The organism is Pseudoalteromonas sp. OOF1S-7 (genome assembly GCF_022347765.1).
In the GTDB taxonomy this organism is placed as follows: Bacteria; Pseudomonadota; Gammaproteobacteria; order Enterobacterales; family Alteromonadaceae; genus Pseudoalteromonas.
The window spans coordinates 49610-67293 of sequence record NZ_JAKRFZ010000013.1; the positions used below are offsets into that span (position 1 = coordinate 49610).

The following is a 17684-nucleotide window of genomic DNA, read 5'->3' on the forward strand; positions in this document are numbered from 1 at the left end:
CGAAACAAGACCGAAGCAACGCTTCGCAGCTTGTTGAGGTGGAGGCAGGACGCCGACAGGACCTCGCTTCATGGATGAATTTATCGAGCACTACAATTTGAAAATGGCCCTATAGCTCAGTTGGTTAGAGCACCCGACTCATAATCGGTAGGTCCCTGGTTCAAGTCCAGGTGGGGCCACCATTTTCACCTCTAATCAAATATACAAGTAAAACACATCTCAGGGAATCCAGCTCACTACCAAACAAGTCATAGCTTTTATTGCGCAGAACATCATCCATGCCATACTTATCTGATGCCTAGTTACTGATATACTAAATTGACGGACTCAGAAGCCGAAATCACTGCGCGAGCAAAAGAGTTTGCTAAGAAGAATAGAACCAAAATTGCTCGAGAATTGACAGATATAGACCGCTTTCCACCAGATAAACAACCAGTATCGGTTTTTATGAGTGGCTCTCCCGGCGCAGGAAAAACAGAAGCATCCAAAGCATTCCTTGAGAAAATTGGCGAGGAGACAGTAATTAGGTTGGACCCCGATGATCTGCGAGAAAGGTTTCAGGATTACACAGGAAATAACTCTTACCTTTTCCATGGTGCAGTTTCCTTAATTGTCGAGCGAACGCTTGATCGTGCATTCAGGAACAAACAATCTTTTCTTTTAGACGGAACATTATCAAGCTACGCTGTCGCGGAAAAAAATATTGAGCGCTCCCTACGTAAAAAAAGGGCTGTGCTCATCCTATTTGTATATCAGCATCCGAAGCTCGCCTGGAAATTTGTACAAGACAGAGAAAAGTTAGAAGGCCGTAGAATTCGTGCTAAAACTTTCATCAAGCAATTCTTAGACTCTCAACAAGTGATCAGGGAACTAAAAGCTAAGTTTGGCAATCTTATAAATGTAGACCTACTGGTAAAAAACAATGTGGGTAACACACGCTTTTACCATGCTAATATTCAGGCAGTAGAGCACCATGTTGGTGAAAAATTTACTCGCGAAGAGTTAAATTTGATGATAAAGTGAGCAACCTGTTAAGGAGGAATGTGTATGTTTTCTACCTCGTTCAAATCAAAGAGTCCACAAAGCTCTAAGTTGTCCAATTTTGTGTTAAATGCGAATTCAGGCGAAAAGAAGCGCGTTTATTCACACGTAATCGACAAAGCCATTGATTCTCAAAACAAAGTTACAATACAGAGTAACCAAACAAGTAAGTAAGGGCGTTATACTTGACGCCTATACTTCTTAGCCACTTGGATATTCGCAAAACTCTCAACTAAAACTCCAGACCTCTCCCCCACTTTGCAACAACCAAAAAACCATAGCGCCCTAACCCAGTTCAAAGTATCCTAACACCACTGCATATCAAAGGACTTTAATCATGCCTAATCAAATGTTTACCGATGTCGAACTGCGTATCATGTCAATTCACGTTAAATCGTTGGGCCTGGTGGACAAGTTACTCAGTGAGCGCAAGTTTGAGATCAAAGTGTTCAGTGCAGTAAGCGACGGGGTCGCGGATCATGCATTTAATATGGAACTCAATGTGATGCCAGTCAGTGAAGGCGGCACCATCAGCTTTGGCCCTGCTGGTTACACAATTTATCGTAACCGGGCCGGTCAGATCCCCCGTTTTCTGGATGCGCATATTGCCGTATTGGAAGATGACAGTGACATCCGCAGTACAGCTAAGCTGATGGCACAAGTCAGAAAAACCACGGCGTTTAGCGAACTCACCCGCACTGTGACGGCGGCTGCTGCCAACCCCTTATTTGCTGTGGGTATGAATGTGGCAGAAAGCCTGATGGATATTTCCATTGATGTCTTAAAGGAAAATAAGGATGACCTGTGGCTGCGCCGCTTTTTCAGCTTTAATTACAATATCGAAGGCTATGAGGGCGTTGCCGAATTTGAGTCTGACGAAGTAAAAATCACACTGCAGCTTTTTACCGGATAACACCGCGCTATCATTAAGCTTTCACAGTTATCACCTCCCCCTGGGTCAGAGCCACTAGCTTATCTGCGGGGAGCGAAAATACAGCATGCGGCGTACCAGCAGCAGCCCATAAAGTTTCGTATTGCAGCAGATCCTCATCAATATAAGTGACGGGCTGGCTAAGGTGTCCGATAGGAGGAATGCCGCCAATGGCAAATCCGGTGACCTCCCGGGTAAACTCAGCGTCGGCTTTTGCCAATTTCTCTCCCAGATGCTTGGCGACCATTTTTTCTTTCACTCGGTTGCTGCCGCTGACCAACAGTAGCACCGGCTTGCCACTTTCTTTGCCTTTAAATATCAGTGATTTTACAATCTGACCGAGTTCACACCCAATTGTGTGTGCCGACTCTTGCGCTGTCCGGGTACTGCCGGGCAATTCCACCACCGCAAATTTACAGCCCGCAGAAGTAATGGCATTCTGTACCCGTTGGGCACTTTTACTTAGTTTCTCTGTGTCTTGATCAGTCATAGCTGCTCCTTGTTTTAGCCTTACTGAGTGCCTTTCTTACCCTATCTAAAAAACCTCAACCGGACCAAATACATTGAATGATTTGATGTTGGTTTTCCTTCATCTGACCGCACGACCCTCTTTTTCCGCATAATCCGAGATAACAACGAGAAATCAGTACATTTCAGCTACACTTATTGTAGAAAACTTTTTACACGAGATCCGGGTCGCAACAAGGGACAACCCAGATCCAACTGCTCAATCACAGGGTCTTGTGATATCACATAAGAGAGATAGCCGAGTGACCAAACTGTACTCCATTGACCTCAAGCTATGGCTTACACTCAGTGCTTTTTTATTTGCTGCTCTGCTGTCCGTCGGCTTGGTACAAATGCATCATGATACCCAGCAGGAAAGCCTGCTCGCGCTCACAGACGCCACATTGAAGCGCGATCTCTCCACACTAAACCTGACTATGCAGGACCACCTGGCCCACAACGAGCAAGATGAAATACGCAATATTCTGATTGCGTACCAGCAAGAACAAGGATACACACAGCTGGCCCTAATCGATATACAGGGCACCGTATTGTATAGCAGTACAGCCGACTACGAGGGCCTGCACTACCGTGATACTCCATTAAATCTCAAGCCTGAAGCTATCCGTCAACGATTCAGCCCACCCTACCTGATGGTGGAATATATCAAACATAAACAGCTGTATCTGGCCTATAGTACCTATGAACAACAAAGTGCGGTGACTGCTGGTACGCCACTCCCTGCAATTATCTATGCTGAGTATTCCATTGCCACCCAGGCGCAGCAGCTGCTGGAATACACACGAATGAAAACCCTGTCAATCCTGGCCATCGCTGTATTATTAACCATGTTTGTGCTGTATTTTACCCGGCTGTTTATCCATCGTCCCGTCTCACAACTGATTGAGCTCAGTGAACGACTGAGTCGTTTTGATTTTAGCAAAACGCTCGAAACGCGAGGTGCAGGTGAGTTTAAACACCTTGCCGATAACCTTAATCGTATGGCGCACAGCCTGCAATCCGGCTGGCAAGCAACACAACAAGCAGAGGCCGAAGCCAGCCACAAAACAGCTATACTGGAGGGCATTTTCTCAGCTCTGCCAGACTTGTTTTTTATCATTGATAAACAGGGCACCATTTTAGAATATCACTGCGGACAGACTGACGATTTATACGTGCCTGAAGCCCAATTTTTGGGCCACAAAATTGAAGAGTTCCTGCCAGCACAAACTTCGCGCCACTTTGCCCGTGCGATTCAAAGTCTTGAGCAGCCAGGTCAGTTGACACAACTTGAATACTCTTTGCCGTTTGATAACGGCAAACGCCATTTTGAAGCGCGCCTCAGTGCGCTGCCCGACTCCGACGCCCTGGTCATTGCAGTGCGTAATATCACAGACAAAAAACGCCAGGAAGAGATTATTTTGCATCATGCTTTTTACGACACCCTGACTGACTTGCCCAATCGCTTTTTAGTCCTCGATCGGCTCCAACAGCTGATCCACGATGCCAGACGAGACAAGTCTCTGGTCGGTGTCGGGTTTATCGACCTGGATGACTTCAAAAAAGTGAATGACTCGATGGGGCATGAGGTAGGTGATAAAGTCCTGGTACACTCAGCAAAACGACTTCAGTCGGCTTTACGAGAGAAAGACACCGTCGCCCGCCTTGGTGGTGATGAGTTCATCATTCTGCTGGGCGATCTGAAATCCAGCGCCGATATCCACCCTATCGCGGCAAAACTGGTCAAGCTCTTTCATGCGCCCTTTGATATTGACGGCCGCGCCTTCAATATTTCGCTGAGTCTGGGTATAGCCATTTTCCCTCAGGATGCGGATACCCCCAACGACTTGCTGAGACAGGCCGACTCAGCAATGTACAATGCCAAACAACAGGGCCGCAATACCTATTGCTTATTTACCGAGAACATGAGCAACACCCTGCAGCGACGTCTGATGCTTGAAGAAAACATGCAAGGTGCACTTGAGCGCGGTGAATTCGAAGTCTACTATCAACCCCAGCTAGACCTTCAGGCATGTCAAGTAGTCGGCGCGGAGGCTTTGTTGCGCTGGCATAGTGAAAAACTGGGACCAATTTCACCCGCAGAGTTTATTCCACTGGCTGAGCAAACAGGCTTTATTATTGACCTGGGAAAGTTTGTGCTGAACTCAGCAGCCAGCGCCTTGCAACAGATCCATAAACAGTTCAATGCATCATTACGACTGGCGGTTAACTTGTCGCCTCGCCAGTTTTATGACTCTGAACTATTAAACCATGTAGAGCACCTGATCACACACTGCGAGTTGCAACCCGGTACGCTGGAACTGGAGATCACTGAGGGTTTGTTATTAAGCGGCGACAGTACAATCAAAACAACGCTCAACACACTTCATAAAATGGGCGTTTTGATCTCCATGGACGACTTTGGCACCGGCTATTCATCATTAAACTATCTGCGTCAGTATCCGTTTGATGTACTCAAAATAGATCAAAGCTTCATTGCCGACATGCATACAGGTAATGAATCAGCTTACCTGGTTAAAAACATCATCACCATGGCACATGGCATGGGGCTCAAAGTAATCGCCGAGGGCATAGAAGACCATGAGCAGCTTAACCGATTGGTGGAGTTTGACTGTAACATTGGGCAGGGCTATCTGATAGGTCAGCCCATGCCAGAAGCGGCGTTTCAGGATTGGCTTGAACACAATTTTTCCCGTCCTGAGAATATAATGAATAAATCCCTGTCGATACAAGACTATTAAAAAGAATATGTTAGTATTGCATGGCAGTGTAAGGATTTAGAACATGAATATAGAACAACTGGTAAGTAAAGCTAAGCAAGTTTGTGACAACCGGGGGGCTCGTTTTACCCCTATCCGAGAGAAAGTTTTTCGCTTACTCGCTGCCAAGCAAGGCGGTGTAGGCGCCTATGATCTGCTAGAAGAACTCAAGCTGACCGAATCCGGCGCTAAGCCTGCAACCGTGTATCGTGCTTTGGATTTTCTCTCAGAGCTGGGGTTTATTCATAAGATTGAAAGCACCAATGCATTTATGCTGTGCCATCATTTTGACTGTATTCACCCTGTGCAATTATTGATCTGTGATTCCTGTGGTCACGTACAAGAGCTGCATTCTAATGCCATTTCACATGAACTGAATAACTTGGCTGCAGAGCATGGCTTTCTTGTGAAAGCACAAACGATTGAAGCACACGGGCGTTGTGGAAAATGTAATGAGTAGTGCAGCATAGTAAAAAGCCCACTACACTTAAATCAGCGTCCGTTACAACGTAGGAACCTAGGGAAGAAGCATATGAATGTAGAATTCATCAACCCTTTTTTATCGTCACTGATGAATGTACTGGCTACCATGGCACAAACTGAACTAACGCCAGGCAAGCCAAAGATTAAAAAAGATGAGGTGGCATGCGGTGATGTGTCTGGGTTGATTGGCATGGTCGGCCCGCAGACCAAAGGCTCCTTTTCTATCAGCTTTGATGAAGGCCTGGCACTGACCATTATGGAAAGAATGCTGGGTGAACGCCCCGACAAAATCAATGAAGAAGTCACGGACATGGTTGGTGAAATCACTAACATGGTCACCGGTGGTGCAAAGAACTTGCTGGGCGAGAAAGGCTATGAGTTTGATATGGCCACACCCATAGTGGTATCTGGCCCGGGCCATACAATCACTCATAAGTGTGATGGCCCTAAAATCATCATGCCCTTCACTTCAGCTGACGGGAACGCCAACATAGAGGTGAGCTTCGACAAGCTATGAGCTGGCATCAAACACATATCACACTCAGGCCGCGTCAACGCGGCTTTCATTTGATTGATGATGAAGTGCTGACTCAGCTGCCACAGCTGGGTTACTACAAAGTGGGTTTGCTGCATTTGTTTATTCAGCACACTTCGGCCAGCCTCACCCTCAATGAGAATGCCGATCCAACCGTGCGTATGGATATGGAAAGCCACTTCAATCACTTCGTACCCGAGCGACAAAGTTACTATCGCCATGATTACGAAGGGGATGATGATATGCCTGCCCATATCAAATCCAGCACGCTGGGCTGTGAGGTCACTATTCCGGTAAGTCAGGGCCGTCTGCAATTAGGTACCTGGCAGGGGATCTACCTTGGTGAACATAGAGACCACGCCAGTAGCCGTTCCATCGTCGCTACCTTGCACGGCCAATTGCTGGAATGATCCCAGGACTAGTCTGTCGGGGTGAGATAATCGTAACTGACCCTGGTTGTCACATTACAAAGCAACTCATAGGGGATCGTACCTGCACAGGCTGCTACCTCTTCAACCGGTAGCGCAGGCCCCCACATTTCAACCGGATCACCCACTGCAATGCCATCCGGGTTGTTTCCGATGTCTACCGTGATCATATCCATAGACACTGTGCCCACAATGCCATAGCGTTTCTCTCTTATCACCACGGGGGTGCCACACCTCACATTCCGTGGATAACCATCGCCATAGCCCATTGCTACAACGGCCAGTTGCGTTTGTTGCTGACTCTGCCAGCGCCCGCCATAACCCACTTTCTCGCCAGCAGCGATTGTTTTGATGGCAATTACCCGAGTTGTTAGCCGCATCACGGGCTTTAGGCCATGCTCAGCGCCCACTCGGTTAAGCATTGGCGAGACACCATACATCATCAACCCGGGTCGGATCCAATCACCATGCGATCCTGGCCAACCGAGCACGCCAGCTGAGTTGGCCAGGCATCTGGCTTCGGGTTTATCCGCTACCAGACGTTCAAACACCGTAATCTGGTGCTGTGTTTGTGTACTGTTTAAGTCGTCCGCACAGGAAAAGTGCGTCATCAACTTCATCTTTGGGTTGATATTGTCACAAGCTTTTAAACGTTGATAAAATCTCTCAAATTGCTGCGGCTCGATCCCTAACCGATGCATCCCCGTGTCAATCTTTAACCATACCGATAAACGTGCATCCAGCTGACTGGTTTCAATGGCCCGTAACTGATTTTCATCATGAATGATGGTTTCAAAATTGTTGGCAATGAGAATTGGCAAGTCTGTGCGGTTAAAAAAGCCTTCCAGCAACACAATTGGTTTAGTCAGGCCACCGGCACGCAGCGCCAACGCTTCATCGATGCGTGCAACCGCGAAGACATCGGCATCATTGAGGTGCTGTGCAATCTTGACCAAACCATGGCCATAAGCATTGGCTTTCAGTACTGCCATTACCCGAGCATCGGGTGCCAGCTCCTTGATCCGTTTGAGATTATAACTCAGTGCAGAGAGGTTAATTTCGGCGGTTGCCAGGCGCATACATACTCCTTATTCAGGCGACCGATTCAGTCACAAAGGACGAATACCTTAATATTCGTCATCCACAGCAGGACCGGCATAGTTGTCGAACCGAGAGAATTGCCCCTGGAAGGTTAACCTAACCTTACCAATCGGACCATTACGCTGTTTACCGATAATAATTTCTGCAACACCTTTATCCGGGCTGTCGTCGTTATACACCTCATCGCGGTAGATAAACATGATTAAGTCGGCATCCTGCTCAATAGAGCCAGATTCACGTAAGTCTGAGTTTACCGGGCGCTTATCCGCCCGTTGTTCCAGCGTACGGTTAAGCTGCGACAGGGCTATCACCGGACATTGTAGTTCTTTAGCTAGCGCTTTTAGTGAACGAGAAATCTCAGCGATTTCTAAGGTCCGGTTGTCCGATAAACTGGGTACTCGCATCAGCTGCAAATAATCCACCATGATCATGCTGATCCCACCATGATCCCGCGCGATCCGCCGCGCCCGGGAGCGCACATCGGTGGGCGTCAGGCCGGAGGCATCATCGATATACATTTGGCCCTTTTCCATCAGCAGGCCCATGGTTGACGATAAACGCGCCCAGTCGTCATCATCCAATTGACCGGTCCGCACTTTGGTCTGGTTGATCCGGCCCAGTGAGGCCAGCATCCTCATCATGATCTGCTCTGAGGGCATCTCCAGTGAGTAGATAAGCACCGGCTTGTCTTGTGTCATCGCCGCATGCTCGGCCAGGTTCATCGCAAACGTGGTTTTACCCATCGACGGACGTGCCGCGACGATAATAAGGTCTGACGGTTGCAGCCCTGCGGTCATCTGGTCAAGATCGGAATAGCCCGTACTCACCCCGGTTACACCGTCCTGCGGTGACTGGTAAAGCTCTTCAATTTTATCGACGGTTTTTTCAAGAATGCTGTGAATGCTCTGCGGACCTTCGGTACTCTTGGTACGCTGCTCAGCGATTTTGAATACCTTACTTTCCGCCAGATCCAGCAATTCGTGGCTGTCGCGCCCTTCCGGGTTAAAACCCGCCTCGGCGATTTCATTGGCAACTGTGATCATCTCACGAACCACCGCACGCTCGCGGACAATGCTGGCATAGGCATCTATATTCGCCGCACTGGGCGTATTTTTCGCAATCTCAGCCAGATAAGCAAAACCGCCTACGGTGTCCAGCTGGTTGTTCTTCTCCAGATTTTCCGAAATAGTGATAAGGTCAATCGGCTGACTGGCCTCGACCAGTTTGGTCATAGCCTCAAATATCAACTTATGGGTGCGGGTATAAAAATCCTGCGCGACGACCAGCTCTGCCACCCTGTCAAACGCCTGATTATCAAGCATGAGTCCGCCAAGGACAGATTGCTCAGCCTCAATGGAATGGGGGGGAACTTTCAGGGTATCAACTTGTTGATCAGGTTTTGCCATATCACTACAAATACTAAGGGACGGACCTGTTATTGTATACGCAATCGGGGTGGAAATGAATCCAGATTACCGGCCTATTCTCAACTGCCGGGGCACGCACTTGCAGCACCCCGACTCGTATCACAGCTTCTTCAGAGCGATACGCCCACTGACGGTATCGATTTCCACATCCACGTCACCGTCTTTGATAACAAACTCCAACTCCCGGGACGGACCATATTTGGCTTTTTTCTCTTTGTCTGCTGATAATTCATTGACGATCCGTCCGCCAGCATGCGCATCGATGTCAAAGCGTGCAGACAGTTCAGCCGGGAAGTAAAAATCGACGTCCCCACTGACCGACTCAAATCGGATGTTGGCACCTTTTTCCAGCGCTCTGAGGCGTACATTGATCTCGCCATTGACTGTACTCATACGCAAGTCTTTCAGGCTGGCAATATCAAAATCCACTTCACCGTTGACGTTTTCAACCCGAATATCATTGGCCTGTGTCATGCTTTCGATACCGCCATTGACGGCGTTAAAGCGTAGCTTACCGCTGGACGCCATGTCTTCAATATCCCCATTCACTGTTTCATAGCGAATATTGCCTGATAACTCTTTGCCTTCGATGTCGCCGTTCACGGTTTCCAGCTCAATTTTACCGCTAAGCTGGTTCGCCTCAATGTCCCCGTTGACTGTGGTGACCGCCACCCCGGCAGTGAAATCGCTGACATTCACATCGACACTCACGCCTTCAAAGTCGAGTTCACTTTGCTTAGGCATATAGACGGTCAGCCTTGAGCCATCTCGCTGGTTGTTCCAGCTCTTGGTGCGGCGCGGCATTTTGACAATGAATTCGGTCACATTGCCCTGCGTTTCCAGTGTATAGCCTTCGGCCAGCTCATCGAGTTCTCCGCTGACCTTAAAGCTTGGCTTATCCCATGATTTAATGGTGACCTTGCCTCGCTGGTTTTCGATGACCACTTTACCATCCAACGGCACTTCGATCTGCTCATCAATTTTGTCACCTGCCAGGGCAAACAGCGGCAGCGCGGCCAGTCCTACTATGATTGCTTTCATGCTTCTCTCCTAAATCTGTTGCCACTGGGGCTGATGTACCTTAGTGATTAAATCCAACTGCTGCTGGTAAACCTGGGCCAGCATTTTGAGCAGGGCAGCATTGTCCGGATCCTTCATCAGTGCCAGCTTAATGGCCTGCTCTGCTTCTTCTAATTCCTGTAATGGTTTCTGCCAGTCTTTGGTCAGCGCGGGTTGTGCTTCATACTTGACCAGCAGCGTCTGTTTTTCCTGCTCAAAAAAAGCGCTCATGTGTGCCATTGTGTCTTGTTTAGGCTGGGTCATAATCACCTGCCAGCTCAGCAGCCCAGCCGACACACAGGCAGCGACGCCTGCCAGCTTTATCCAGGGACTGCGAGTGCGCGGCGCCGAGTCTGGCATATTGATGGCGTTCTCAATGCCCTGCCATAAGTCTCGTTGCGGCTCTGGTAATTGCTCCTGATCTTGTTGCCGTGGCAGCTGTTGTTTCAGAAACTGCTCGAATGTTGGTTTACTCATTGTCATACCACTCCTGTAACAATTTCCTGGCTCGGTGAAACTGTGACTTACTTGAGCCCACCGCCATATTCAACATACCCGCCACTTCTTCATGGCGATATCCTTCTACCGCATGCAGGACAAACACCAGACGTGCACGCTCTGGCAAACGTAAGATCAGCTTATCGAGCCCATTAAGTGACTGACATTGCATTATTTCGGCTTGCTCCATCCCACCGTCTTCCAGACTGACGACTTTTTGCAACCAGTTTTTCTGCTTACGTAAATAGCTGATCGCCACATTGGATGTCACACTGTGAAGCCAGGTGGTAAACTTTGACTGCCCCTGAAACTGGGCAATTTTGTGCCAAAGCTGAACAAAGACTTCCTGCGTCGCGTCTTCCGCATGAGCCTGATCGGCAAGCAAACGTAAACATAATCCATAGACCCTGCGATAACACTGCTGATAGAGCTGTTCAAAGGCTGTCTGGTCGCCTTGCTGGGCGCGCAGTACTAACCGCTCAATCGTATCTGGGTTAAATGCCTCTTTGGCATTGATTATCATAGAGTATTCCCTCGTTGCCGAGCCATCATCGTGACATATCAGGTGCCATAAAGAAAGTAACCCGATAATGTGATGTTTGCAGGATAAGACGCGAGGGAAATAGCGAAAGGTTTAAACGGGCAGGTAAATTTTTTCTTAATGGCAGACAGACGCGTTACTCTTCCTCTTCGTCGGGGGCCTGATAGTCCTCACCGGATTCAAAACGCCAACCCATAAACTCCAGTTTCGCAGGTGTAATCACGCCACCATTACCTAGGTTAAAGTTTTTCAGCGCTTCGTCAAAGTGCACACCGCTGCCGCCCGTGGCATCTATGGTTGCCCCACGAATGGTGCCATAAAACTGGCCACTACCACGCATGGCAATGCTGGTAACCGGTGCATAAATGACCGCATAGACTGAACTGGCGCCCCTCAATGTAATACCGTTTTGGCCTGAATAAGATGAGAAGATACTCAGGCTGGGAAAGCCACTGTCAGTTAGTCCTTCTCGCTCTGTGATCACCACCCCACTGGCCCCGAAATCCACTTTCCCGGTGACAAAAATTGCCAAACTGCTGCCCGCTTTAATGGTAATACTGGTGTGGCCCGTCATTTTAAGATCCCCATCAACCAGCCAGATAACGTCTCCCCCTTCTATGGTAATGGTGCCATCACTGGTCAGTTTCATGTTTTTCATGCCAAATACATATTCGTTGCTGGTATTACTCTGGCCATGATTTTGCGTCAGATGCTGAAATAAGTAGATGTCTGCGGGACTGGATGACCAGGTACCGCTGCCACCACGGGTATAGCGGCCTTCACTTGGTGTGAACACATAATCGGTCTGTGCACCGATCGTAAAGTCCGTGTAGCTATTGTGGTTGTCGATCACTGAAGGCATATTCAGCGGCAAAGCCAGCGGGTCGCATTCCTTGTCGGGGTCACTAGGATCATAGTCCGGTGAGCTTGGGTCGTATACCCGGACTGCTTCAACCTCGGGATTCACATTGAAACGATCGGCTGAATAGTGCAACCCATCCTGGACATGGCTGCTCTTGAAGCTTCCGGTGCCGCCATACATAATATCGAGCTCGGCCCGGTTCTGATTGAGGATCTCGGCGCCCCACTTCATGGTGACATCGCCGTTTGCACGCAATACCCCCGTGATCTGTCCGCCATTGTGCTTCACAAACCCCTGTGTGAGGACATCGCCGTCGACCCGCACACCACTGCCGGCAGAAATATCAATCCCGGTATTGGATTGCACTGTCCCAACGACGGGCGAGGAGCCCTTCAGGTAGAGTATCCCAGATGCTTTCACATCGCCCATAATGGGAGAATGACCATTTAGCACCACATCGGCATCGCCAATCACGGTATGCACATCGCCGTTACTGGTGTGAGTGTCTTCGTAACTGCCCTGGGTAGAATCATAACTATCGACCAGACCACTGCCTGCCAGATTCACCCCTTTACATCCGGTGACCGCATTTTGGAACACTGAGCTGCGTTCGGGGGGCGTGTATTTAAAGTAAGAGACCATACGCGACTGGGCCTGCTCATCATAGCGCTGCCCCAGGCTGGCAATCGCCACCTCATCGCCATTGACTGACAGCTGGGCGTCAAAGCTCGTGCCATCCAGTTCACCGCTGCCCAGACCCGCCCCAATCTGCTGAACCGCCTGCTCCAGTGTCAGATTTGGGTTATTGGTCAGTGCCGCTTTTAATGCCTGCCCGCGCTCGATCACGCCCTTTTCAGCCAGTAATCGCGCATTCAGGTCTTTTTGGTAGTTACCACTGAGGCGCTCCTGCACCAGGGTATCTTTGAATGCAGCAAACACCACCACGCTGGCCACGGAGCTCAGTAGCATGACTTTAATCAGGGTAAATCCGCGTTGTCGTATACTCTGCATCTTCATAATGTCACCAATTGGCCGTCGCGAGCACTTGCTGGCTTGCAGCCACGTCTATCTGGATCCCCGCAGCATACTGTGCGGGCATACCCACGGGCGTCACTGTGATGGACGTGATCAGGCCGTCGACCGAAAAGCTTAACCCATTCACTCCCCGTAACAAGCGCTGGGCAGGCAAGTTATCTGAGCTGAGATCGCACAATAAATAGCCATCCTGTAATGAAAATGTTTCGGTGTAATTCACCACTGGAACACTGCCATCGCAGGCCGGTGTATTGGCAACCTGGCTGACCTCTAATGCCTCACCGTTAAGCCTAACCTGTGGTGTAGAGGCTGTTTGCTTAATACTACGGGTCATCAGCTGGCTGGTATAGCGGATCACTTCCTGTGCTTGTGCCAGCTCCTGATTTATCACAATAGTGCTACGAATAGTCGAATAGGCAACCGCAATACCGCCGAGCATAAACAGGCCTATCGACAGTGCAATCAGCAGTTCCAGTAGGGTAAACCCGCGACCATTCACAATGCGATTCATAAGCAGACATTCACAAAGCTGGCGTGCAGTGAGATTTGGTCCACGCCGGTGTCAGTCATGCGCTCATCGTGCCAGCTGACGGTCAGACTTAAGTCCAGGCTAAAGGTGTTGGGCAGCGTCAGCGCAAACCGCGGATCATCGGGATATAAACCCGCAGCAGTCGGGTTAATGCCGGGGTTCAGGCTGGTATTCACGCTCTGATAATGACAGATATCAGGCCAGATGCGCTCAATCGCGTTCTGTCCGTGGATCAGTGCTATGGTATAGTTAAAACTGTTTTGCGCAAACTGCATTGCTTTAATCTGCGCCGCCGCAAGCCCAAGCAGCGCAATGGCTGCTATCACCATAGACACCATAACTTCCAGCAATGAAAACCCTTTTACTACGCGCAATTGTCAGTCGCCTTACTCAACCAGCTTTGACCACTGTGTAAAATACACAAACGCACGTCATCCGTCGTCGCATCGTTATCTGAAATCAGAATATTGCTGAACGCGCTCAGTTCACCACTGGAACGTAGTGTTCTGTCAACCAGGTTAACAGCAACCTGATTAGGGTCAACCGTAAAACGCCTTAACGTGACTTCCTGACCTTGTTCAACCACTTTCATTACCCAGTCATTATTCTCCAGCGCCAGCTTTACCGGCACTTCACGTTTAACCGCTTCACTGCGCGCAAAGCGATAGAAACTACTGAGCTGGTTTGCCGTCGTGTTCACCCGGTCTTGCTTAATCTGGCCTATCAAAGAAGGGGCTGCCACCATGGCTAAGATAGCGATGATGGCCAATACAACCAGCAACTCAACCAGTGTTACGCCTCGCTGTGTGTTGTTACCAACAGTCATTCAGGTTACCTCCCTGATTGCCAAGGTGGTCCAGAGTCAGCACCCCACACACATCTCTGCTTTGACTGCCATTCAACACGGGCGTTGCTCTTAAAATATAGCCCATATTGCGAAAATCACCGTTCGCACCTTGTGGCTTGTTACGCGCTTCGTAGCTGAATGTGTAGAACTCAGCAGCGGGCAGTCCCTGAAACGTCTCATCATTAGGGTAACCACCATTGCGGGAATAAATACGCTCCAACGTGGCACTGGTTTGCAGCAGTAAATGCTGTGCATCCAGGCGTCTGCTTTCACGCACATACTCGCCATAGTTTGGCAATGCCACACTGGCCAGGATGGCGACGATCGCAATGGCGATCAGCAGCTCTATTAAAGTGAATCCACGCATGTTGGAGGTTTTAAGCATATTGGGTTTCCCACCTAAATGATAACGCTGTCATTAATCTCTAAATAAGACTGTATGACATTTAACCAATAAAAAAAAGTGCCTGTAATAAAAACAGTTAACTAAAATATCACAAAACAGAATTAGCTAAAACAGGAACGCGTTTACACGAGATAACAGCCAGGTAATATACCCTAGAACAACCATGTGGTCAGACCATTAAATGTTAGCGTCATATGTTCCCGTAATGACTATAAGCCGTTTACGAGCGCCGTTGTTTTGATTTGGATTAATTTTCCGACTGGTGTTGTAAACCTTCCATGATGATCCCGATAATCATCAGATCCACACACTGAAAATTGGAGTTGTTATTGTCTTTCAGAGATTGGGAATACAACCGCGTACAGATGCACGCGGTTGGTGCTTAATAGAATTAAGCTTCAGCGATCACGATTACTTTGATAGCTGTTGTCACGTCAGTGTGAAGCTGGATTGATACGTCAAATTCACCTGTCTCACGGATAGTACCGGTAGGCAGACGAACTTCTGACTTAGCAACTTCCAGACCTACTGCTGTGATTGCGTCGGCGATATCGCGAGTACCGATAGAGCCGAATAGCTTACCTTCGTCACCCGCTTTAGAAACCAGAGTCACTTCTGCAAGTGCTTCTAGTTTTTCAGCGCGCGCTTGTGCAGCAGTTAGCTCTTCAGCGATTTTCGCTTCAAGCTCAGCACGACGTGCTTCGAAAGTTTCGATGTTAGCTTTAGTTGCAGGAACTGCCTTGCCCTTAGGGAAAAGGAAGTTACGTGCGAAACCAGATTTAACAGAAACCTGGTCACCTAGGCCACCTAGGTTTGCGATCTTGTCTAGTAGAATAACTTGCATGTCTCTACACCTTTTAAAAACTGTTAATCAGCTGCTTACTTGTGTAAGTCAGTGTACGGAAGAAGGGCTAGGTAGCGAGCACGCTTGATAGCAGTTGCTAGCTGACGCTGGTATTTAGCGCTAGTACCTGTGATACGGCTAGGTACGATTTTGCCACTTTCAGTTACATAGTTTTTAAGAGTAGCCAGATCTTTGTAATCGATTTGTTGTACGCCTTCCGCTTTAAAACGGCAGAACTTACGACGTCTGAAATAACGTGCCATGAGTAAATTTCCTCAATTAATTCTTTCAATATGTTGTGCATGTAATACAAGTTGACTCAAGCCACTGCGGCTCTCGTGTCGGTTTAAAAAACCGCGTACCTGTATGGTCTGCCCAACGTATAAATGCTCTAGTTGAGTCCGGAACTGCTGTCCGCTGGCAACCACCTGAATACGCACATAACTGTTACGATTTAGGTCGGCTTCTACTTGCATCGATTTATGTTCTAAAACAAAAATACAATGCGCGATACCGGCGGGGCTTTGACTGTACTTAGGTGGCTTACAGACCGTGCCAGATAATACCAGCTGGTTTGTATACAGATCAGACTGAGTGCTCACCAAACTACCAGGTCAATTCCGAATCAAAAACGATTAAGCAGTTGCTGCTTCTTTTTTCTCTTCTTTAGCAAGAGGAGACGCTTCAGTTACAGCGTTCTTAGTACGCATAACCAGGTTACGAAGCACTGCATCGTTGTAGCGGAAAGAAGTTTCAAGCTCGCTGATTACTTCAGTTGGTGCTTCAACGTTCAACAGAACATAGTGTGCTTTGTGAAGCTTTTCGATTGGGTAAGCCAGTTGACGACGACCCCAGTCTTCTAGACGGTGGATTTTACCGCCAGCTTCTGTGATGGCACCAGTATAACGCTCGATCATACCAGGTACTTGCTCACTTTGGTCTGGGTGAACCATGAATACGATTTCGTAATGACGCATGGATATTCCTTACGGTTAATATAGCCTTGTCCCGTTTCGGCCAGTCGGGGTAAGGCAAGGAACTAAAGTTAGTTAGGCCGAAAGAGCGCGTATTTTACGTGTCGTGCTAAAAATAAGCAATCAGTTTATCGATGAAAATTGGTGGAATAAGATTTAAAGTTGAGCAAGTAAGTCAGAGTGAGAAAATATGAATATAAAGAGAGGAGAGTTGGAGCGGCACACGAGGTTCGAACTCGTGACCTCGACCTTGGCAAGGTCGCGCTCTACCAGCTGAGCTAGTGCCGCATTTCGATGTAGCTCTTAGATTCCCGCTGTGCGCAACCTTGAGGTCGCGTCTAACGTTTTAGCAGCTGAGCTAGTGCCGCTTCACAATAAGCACTCTTTTTTAGTCAGTTGAGTAAACTGATTGAAGATTGGAGCGGCACACGAGGTTCGAACTCGTGACCTCGACCTTGGCAAGGTCGCGCTCTACCAGCTGAGCTAGTGCCGCATCACAATGTAGCTCTTAGTTTCCCGCTGGGCGCAACCTGAGGTCGCGTCTAACGTTTTAGCAGCTGAGCTAGTGCCGCATCACAGGGTATGGAAATATAATCCAATACAATCTCGTTGTTTAGTCAGTCGAGTAAACTGATTTAGATTGGAGCGGCACACGAGGTTCGAACTCGTGACCTCGACCTTGGCAAGGTCGCGCTCTACCAGCTGAGCTAGTGCCGCATTCCGATGTAGCTCTTAGTTTCCCGCTGGGCGCAACCTTGAGGTCGCGTCTAACGTTTTAGCAGCTGAGCTAGTGCCGCATTCCGATGTAGCTCTTAGTTTCCCGCTGGGCGCAACCTTGAGGTCGCGTCTAACGTTT

At 48.6% G+C, this 17684-nt stretch carries 21 protein-coding genes and 4 tRNA genes; 7 read left to right on the top strand and 18 right to left on the bottom strand.

Annotation, left to right across the window (positions count from 1 at the left end; translation table 11 throughout):
* The first annotated feature begins 105 nt into the window (after window positions 1-105).
* The 3 genes from MHN33_RS17270 (at window position 106) to MHN33_RS17280 (ending at window position 1954) form a co-directional block, all read left to right on the top strand.
* Window positions 106-182 (top strand) — tRNA-Ile (locus tag MHN33_RS17270).
* Window positions 183-318: 136 nt separating this feature from the next.
* Window positions 319-1023, top strand: a complete 705-nt coding sequence (locus MHN33_RS17275) for a zeta toxin family protein (RefSeq protein WP_239399711.1) — start codon at window positions 319-321, stop codon at window positions 1021-1023.
* A gap of 355 nt (window positions 1024-1378) precedes the next feature.
* The gene (locus tag MHN33_RS17280; protein WP_239399713.1) at window positions 1379-1954 is read left to right on the top strand and encodes a hypothetical protein; all 576 of its coding nucleotides are present in this window, start codon (window positions 1379-1381) and stop codon (window positions 1952-1954) included.
* A 13-nt stretch (window positions 1955-1967) separates the two neighbouring features.
* Here MHN33_RS17280 and MHN33_RS17285 read toward each other — a convergent pair whose 3' ends face one another.
* On the bottom strand, window positions 1968-2462 hold the full coding sequence (locus MHN33_RS17285; protein ID WP_239399715.1) for a YbaK/EbsC family protein: 495 nt from the start codon (window positions 2460-2462) through the stop codon (window positions 1968-1970).
* A gap of 280 nt (window positions 2463-2742) precedes the next feature.
* Between MHN33_RS17285 and MHN33_RS17290 the strand changes: the two genes are divergently transcribed.
* The 4 genes from MHN33_RS17290 (at window position 2743) to MHN33_RS17305 (ending at window position 6687) form a co-directional block, all read left to right on the top strand.
* Entirely contained in the window at window positions 2743-5241 is a 2499-nt protein-coding gene (locus tag MHN33_RS17290) for an EAL domain-containing protein (protein WP_239399717.1), read from the top strand.
* Window positions 5242-5284: 43 nt separating this feature from the next.
* Window positions 5285-5719 (top strand): transcriptional repressor, encoded by a 435-nt coding sequence (locus tag MHN33_RS17295; RefSeq protein ID WP_058796952.1) that lies wholly within the window; start codon window positions 5285-5287, stop codon window positions 5717-5719.
* 72 nt (window positions 5720-5791) lie between these two features.
* Window positions 5792-6259 carry a chemotaxis protein CheX gene (locus tag MHN33_RS17300; protein ID WP_046004976.1) on the top strand — a complete coding sequence of 156 codons (468 nt, stop codon included), beginning with the start codon at window positions 5792-5794 and terminating at the stop codon, window positions 6257-6259.
* Complete coding sequence (locus tag MHN33_RS17305; protein WP_239399719.1) at window positions 6256-6687, top strand: secondary thiamine-phosphate synthase enzyme YjbQ; 432 nt, start codon at window positions 6256-6258, stop codon at window positions 6685-6687. The genes MHN33_RS17300 and MHN33_RS17305 overlap by 4 nt, the downstream gene beginning before the upstream one ends.
* Window positions 6688-6695: 8 nt before the next feature.
* On the opposite strand, the gene alr is transcribed toward MHN33_RS17305, so the two are convergent.
* The 17 genes from alr to MHN33_RS17390 all read right to left on the bottom strand — a co-directional run bounded on the left by alr (window position 6696) and on the right by MHN33_RS17390 (window position 17545).
* On the bottom strand, window positions 6696-7784 hold the full coding sequence (alr, locus tag MHN33_RS17310; RefSeq protein ID WP_239399721.1) for an alanine racemase: 1089 nt from the start codon (window positions 7782-7784) through the stop codon (window positions 6696-6698).
* A gap of 48 nt (window positions 7785-7832) precedes the next feature.
* Window positions 7833-9212 carry a replicative DNA helicase gene (gene dnaB, locus MHN33_RS17315; RefSeq protein WP_046004973.1) on the bottom strand — a complete coding sequence of 460 codons (1380 nt, stop codon included), beginning with the start codon at window positions 9210-9212 and terminating at the stop codon, window positions 7833-7835.
* 120 nt (window positions 9213-9332) lie between these two features.
* Window positions 9333-10274, bottom strand: a complete 942-nt coding sequence (locus MHN33_RS17320) for a DUF4097 family beta strand repeat-containing protein (RefSeq protein ID WP_239399723.1) — start codon at window positions 10272-10274, stop codon at window positions 9333-9335.
* A 9-nt stretch (window positions 10275-10283) separates the two neighbouring features.
* Entirely contained in the window at window positions 10284-10769 is a 486-nt protein-coding gene (locus tag MHN33_RS17325; RefSeq protein ID WP_239399725.1) for a hypothetical protein, read from the bottom strand.
* Window positions 10762-11313 carry an RNA polymerase sigma factor gene (locus MHN33_RS17330; RefSeq protein WP_239399727.1) on the bottom strand — a complete coding sequence of 184 codons (552 nt, stop codon included), beginning with the start codon at window positions 11311-11313 and terminating at the stop codon, window positions 10762-10764. Before MHN33_RS17330 ends, MHN33_RS17325 begins: the two co-directional genes overlap by 8 nt.
* A 154-nt stretch (window positions 11314-11467) precedes the next feature.
* Window positions 11468-13210 (bottom strand): polymer-forming cytoskeletal protein, encoded by a 1743-nt coding sequence (locus MHN33_RS17335; protein WP_239399729.1) that lies wholly within the window; start codon window positions 13208-13210, stop codon window positions 11468-11470.
* Between the two features lie 4 nt (window positions 13211-13214).
* On the bottom strand, window positions 13215-13739 hold the full coding sequence (locus tag MHN33_RS17340; protein ID WP_239399731.1) for a prepilin-type N-terminal cleavage/methylation domain-containing protein: 525 nt from the start codon (window positions 13737-13739) through the stop codon (window positions 13215-13217).
* A complete protein-coding gene (locus tag MHN33_RS17345) occupies window positions 13736-14131 on the bottom strand; it encodes a prepilin-type N-terminal cleavage/methylation domain-containing protein (RefSeq protein ID WP_239399733.1) in 396 nt (131 codons plus the stop codon). The genes MHN33_RS17340 and MHN33_RS17345 overlap by 4 nt, the downstream gene beginning before the upstream one ends.
* Window positions 14122-14583 carry a GspH/FimT family pseudopilin gene (locus MHN33_RS17350; RefSeq protein ID WP_239399735.1) on the bottom strand — a complete coding sequence of 154 codons (462 nt, stop codon included), beginning with the start codon at window positions 14581-14583 and terminating at the stop codon, window positions 14122-14124. Before MHN33_RS17350 ends, MHN33_RS17345 begins: the two co-directional genes overlap by 10 nt.
* Window positions 14570-14989, bottom strand: coding sequence for a type IV pilin protein (locus MHN33_RS17355; protein ID WP_275442861.1), 420 nt, complete (start codon window positions 14987-14989; stop codon window positions 14570-14572). The genes MHN33_RS17350 and MHN33_RS17355 overlap by 14 nt, the downstream gene beginning before the upstream one ends.
* 412 nt (window positions 14990-15401) lie before the next feature.
* Window positions 15402-15854, bottom strand: coding sequence for a 50S ribosomal protein L9 (gene rplI, locus MHN33_RS17360; RefSeq protein ID WP_239399737.1), 453 nt, complete (start codon window positions 15852-15854; stop codon window positions 15402-15404).
* 35 nt (window positions 15855-15889) lie between these two features.
* Window positions 15890-16117, bottom strand: a complete 228-nt coding sequence (gene rpsR / locus MHN33_RS17365) for a 30S ribosomal protein S18 (RefSeq protein WP_010386263.1) — start codon at window positions 16115-16117, stop codon at window positions 15890-15892.
* 12 nt (window positions 16118-16129) lie between these two features.
* Entirely contained in the window at window positions 16130-16459 is a 330-nt protein-coding gene (priB, locus tag MHN33_RS17370) for a primosomal replication protein N (protein ID WP_239399739.1), read from the bottom strand.
* Between the two features lie 30 nt (window positions 16460-16489).
* On the bottom strand, window positions 16490-16831 hold the full coding sequence (gene rpsF / locus MHN33_RS17375; RefSeq protein WP_010386261.1) for a 30S ribosomal protein S6: 342 nt from the start codon (window positions 16829-16831) through the stop codon (window positions 16490-16492).
* A gap of 209 nt (window positions 16832-17040) precedes the next feature.
* Window positions 17041-17116 (bottom strand) — tRNA-Gly (locus tag MHN33_RS17380).
* A 129-nt stretch (window positions 17117-17245) separates the two neighbouring features.
* Window positions 17246-17321, bottom strand: a tRNA-Gly gene (locus MHN33_RS17385).
* A 148-nt stretch (window positions 17322-17469) separates the two neighbouring features.
* Window positions 17470-17545 (bottom strand) — tRNA-Gly (locus MHN33_RS17390).
* Window positions 17546-17684 lie beyond the last annotated feature (139 nt).

Excerpts from the sequence above, each read along its gene's own strand:
- MHN33_RS17280 (WP_239399713.1), top strand. The coding sequence starts at position 1,379 with ATGCCTAATCAAATGTTTACCGATGTCGAACTGCGTATCATGTCAATT.
- MHN33_RS17335 (WP_239399729.1), bottom strand. The coding sequence starts at position 13,210 with ATGAAGATGCAGAGTATACGACAACGCGGATTTACCCTGATTAAAGTC.
- MHN33_RS17355 (WP_275442861.1), bottom strand. The coding sequence starts at position 14,989 with ATGCTTAAAACCTCCAACATGCGTGGATTCACTTTAATAGAGCTGCTG.
- MHN33_RS17300 (WP_046004976.1), top strand. The coding sequence starts at position 5,792 with ATGAATGTAGAATTCATCAACCCTTTTTTATCGTCACTGATGAATGTA.
- MHN33_RS17285 (WP_239399715.1), bottom strand. The coding sequence starts at position 2,462 with ATGACTGATCAAGACACAGAGAAACTAAGTAAAAGTGCCCAACGGGTA.
- MHN33_RS17320 (WP_239399723.1), bottom strand. The coding sequence starts at position 10,274 with ATGAAAGCAATCATAGTAGGACTGGCCGCGCTGCCGCTGTTTGCCCTG.
- MHN33_RS17340 (WP_239399731.1), bottom strand. The coding sequence starts at position 13,739 with ATGAATCGCATTGTGAATGGTCGCGGGTTTACCCTACTGGAACTGCTG.
- MHN33_RS17325 (WP_239399725.1), bottom strand. The coding sequence starts at position 10,769 with ATGAGTAAACCAACATTCGAGCAGTTTCTGAAACAACAGCTGCCACGG.
- MHN33_RS17295 (WP_058796952.1), top strand. The coding sequence starts at position 5,285 with ATGAATATAGAACAACTGGTAAGTAAAGCTAAGCAAGTTTGTGACAAC.
- MHN33_RS17305 (WP_239399719.1), top strand. The coding sequence starts at position 6,256 with ATGAGCTGGCATCAAACACATATCACACTCAGGCCGCGTCAACGCGGC.
- rpsR (WP_010386263.1), bottom strand. The coding sequence starts at position 16,117 with ATGGCACGTTATTTCAGACGTCGTAAGTTCTGCCGTTTTAAAGCGGAA.
- dnaB (WP_046004973.1), bottom strand. The coding sequence starts at position 9,212 with ATGGCAAAACCTGATCAACAAGTTGATACCCTGAAAGTTCCCCCCCAT.
- alr (WP_239399721.1), bottom strand. The coding sequence starts at position 7,784 with ATGCGCCTGGCAACCGCCGAAATTAACCTCTCTGCACTGAGTTATAAT.
- rplI (WP_239399737.1), bottom strand. The coding sequence starts at position 15,854 with ATGCAAGTTATTCTACTAGACAAGATCGCAAACCTAGGTGGCCTAGGT.
- MHN33_RS17330 (WP_239399727.1), bottom strand. The coding sequence starts at position 11,313 with ATGATAATCAATGCCAAAGAGGCATTTAACCCAGATACGATTGAGCGG.
- MHN33_RS17350 (WP_239399735.1), bottom strand. The coding sequence starts at position 14,583 with ATGACTGTTGGTAACAACACACAGCGAGGCGTAACACTGGTTGAGTTG.
- rpsF (WP_010386261.1), bottom strand. The coding sequence starts at position 16,831 with ATGCGTCATTACGAAATCGTATTCATGGTTCACCCAGACCAAAGTGAG.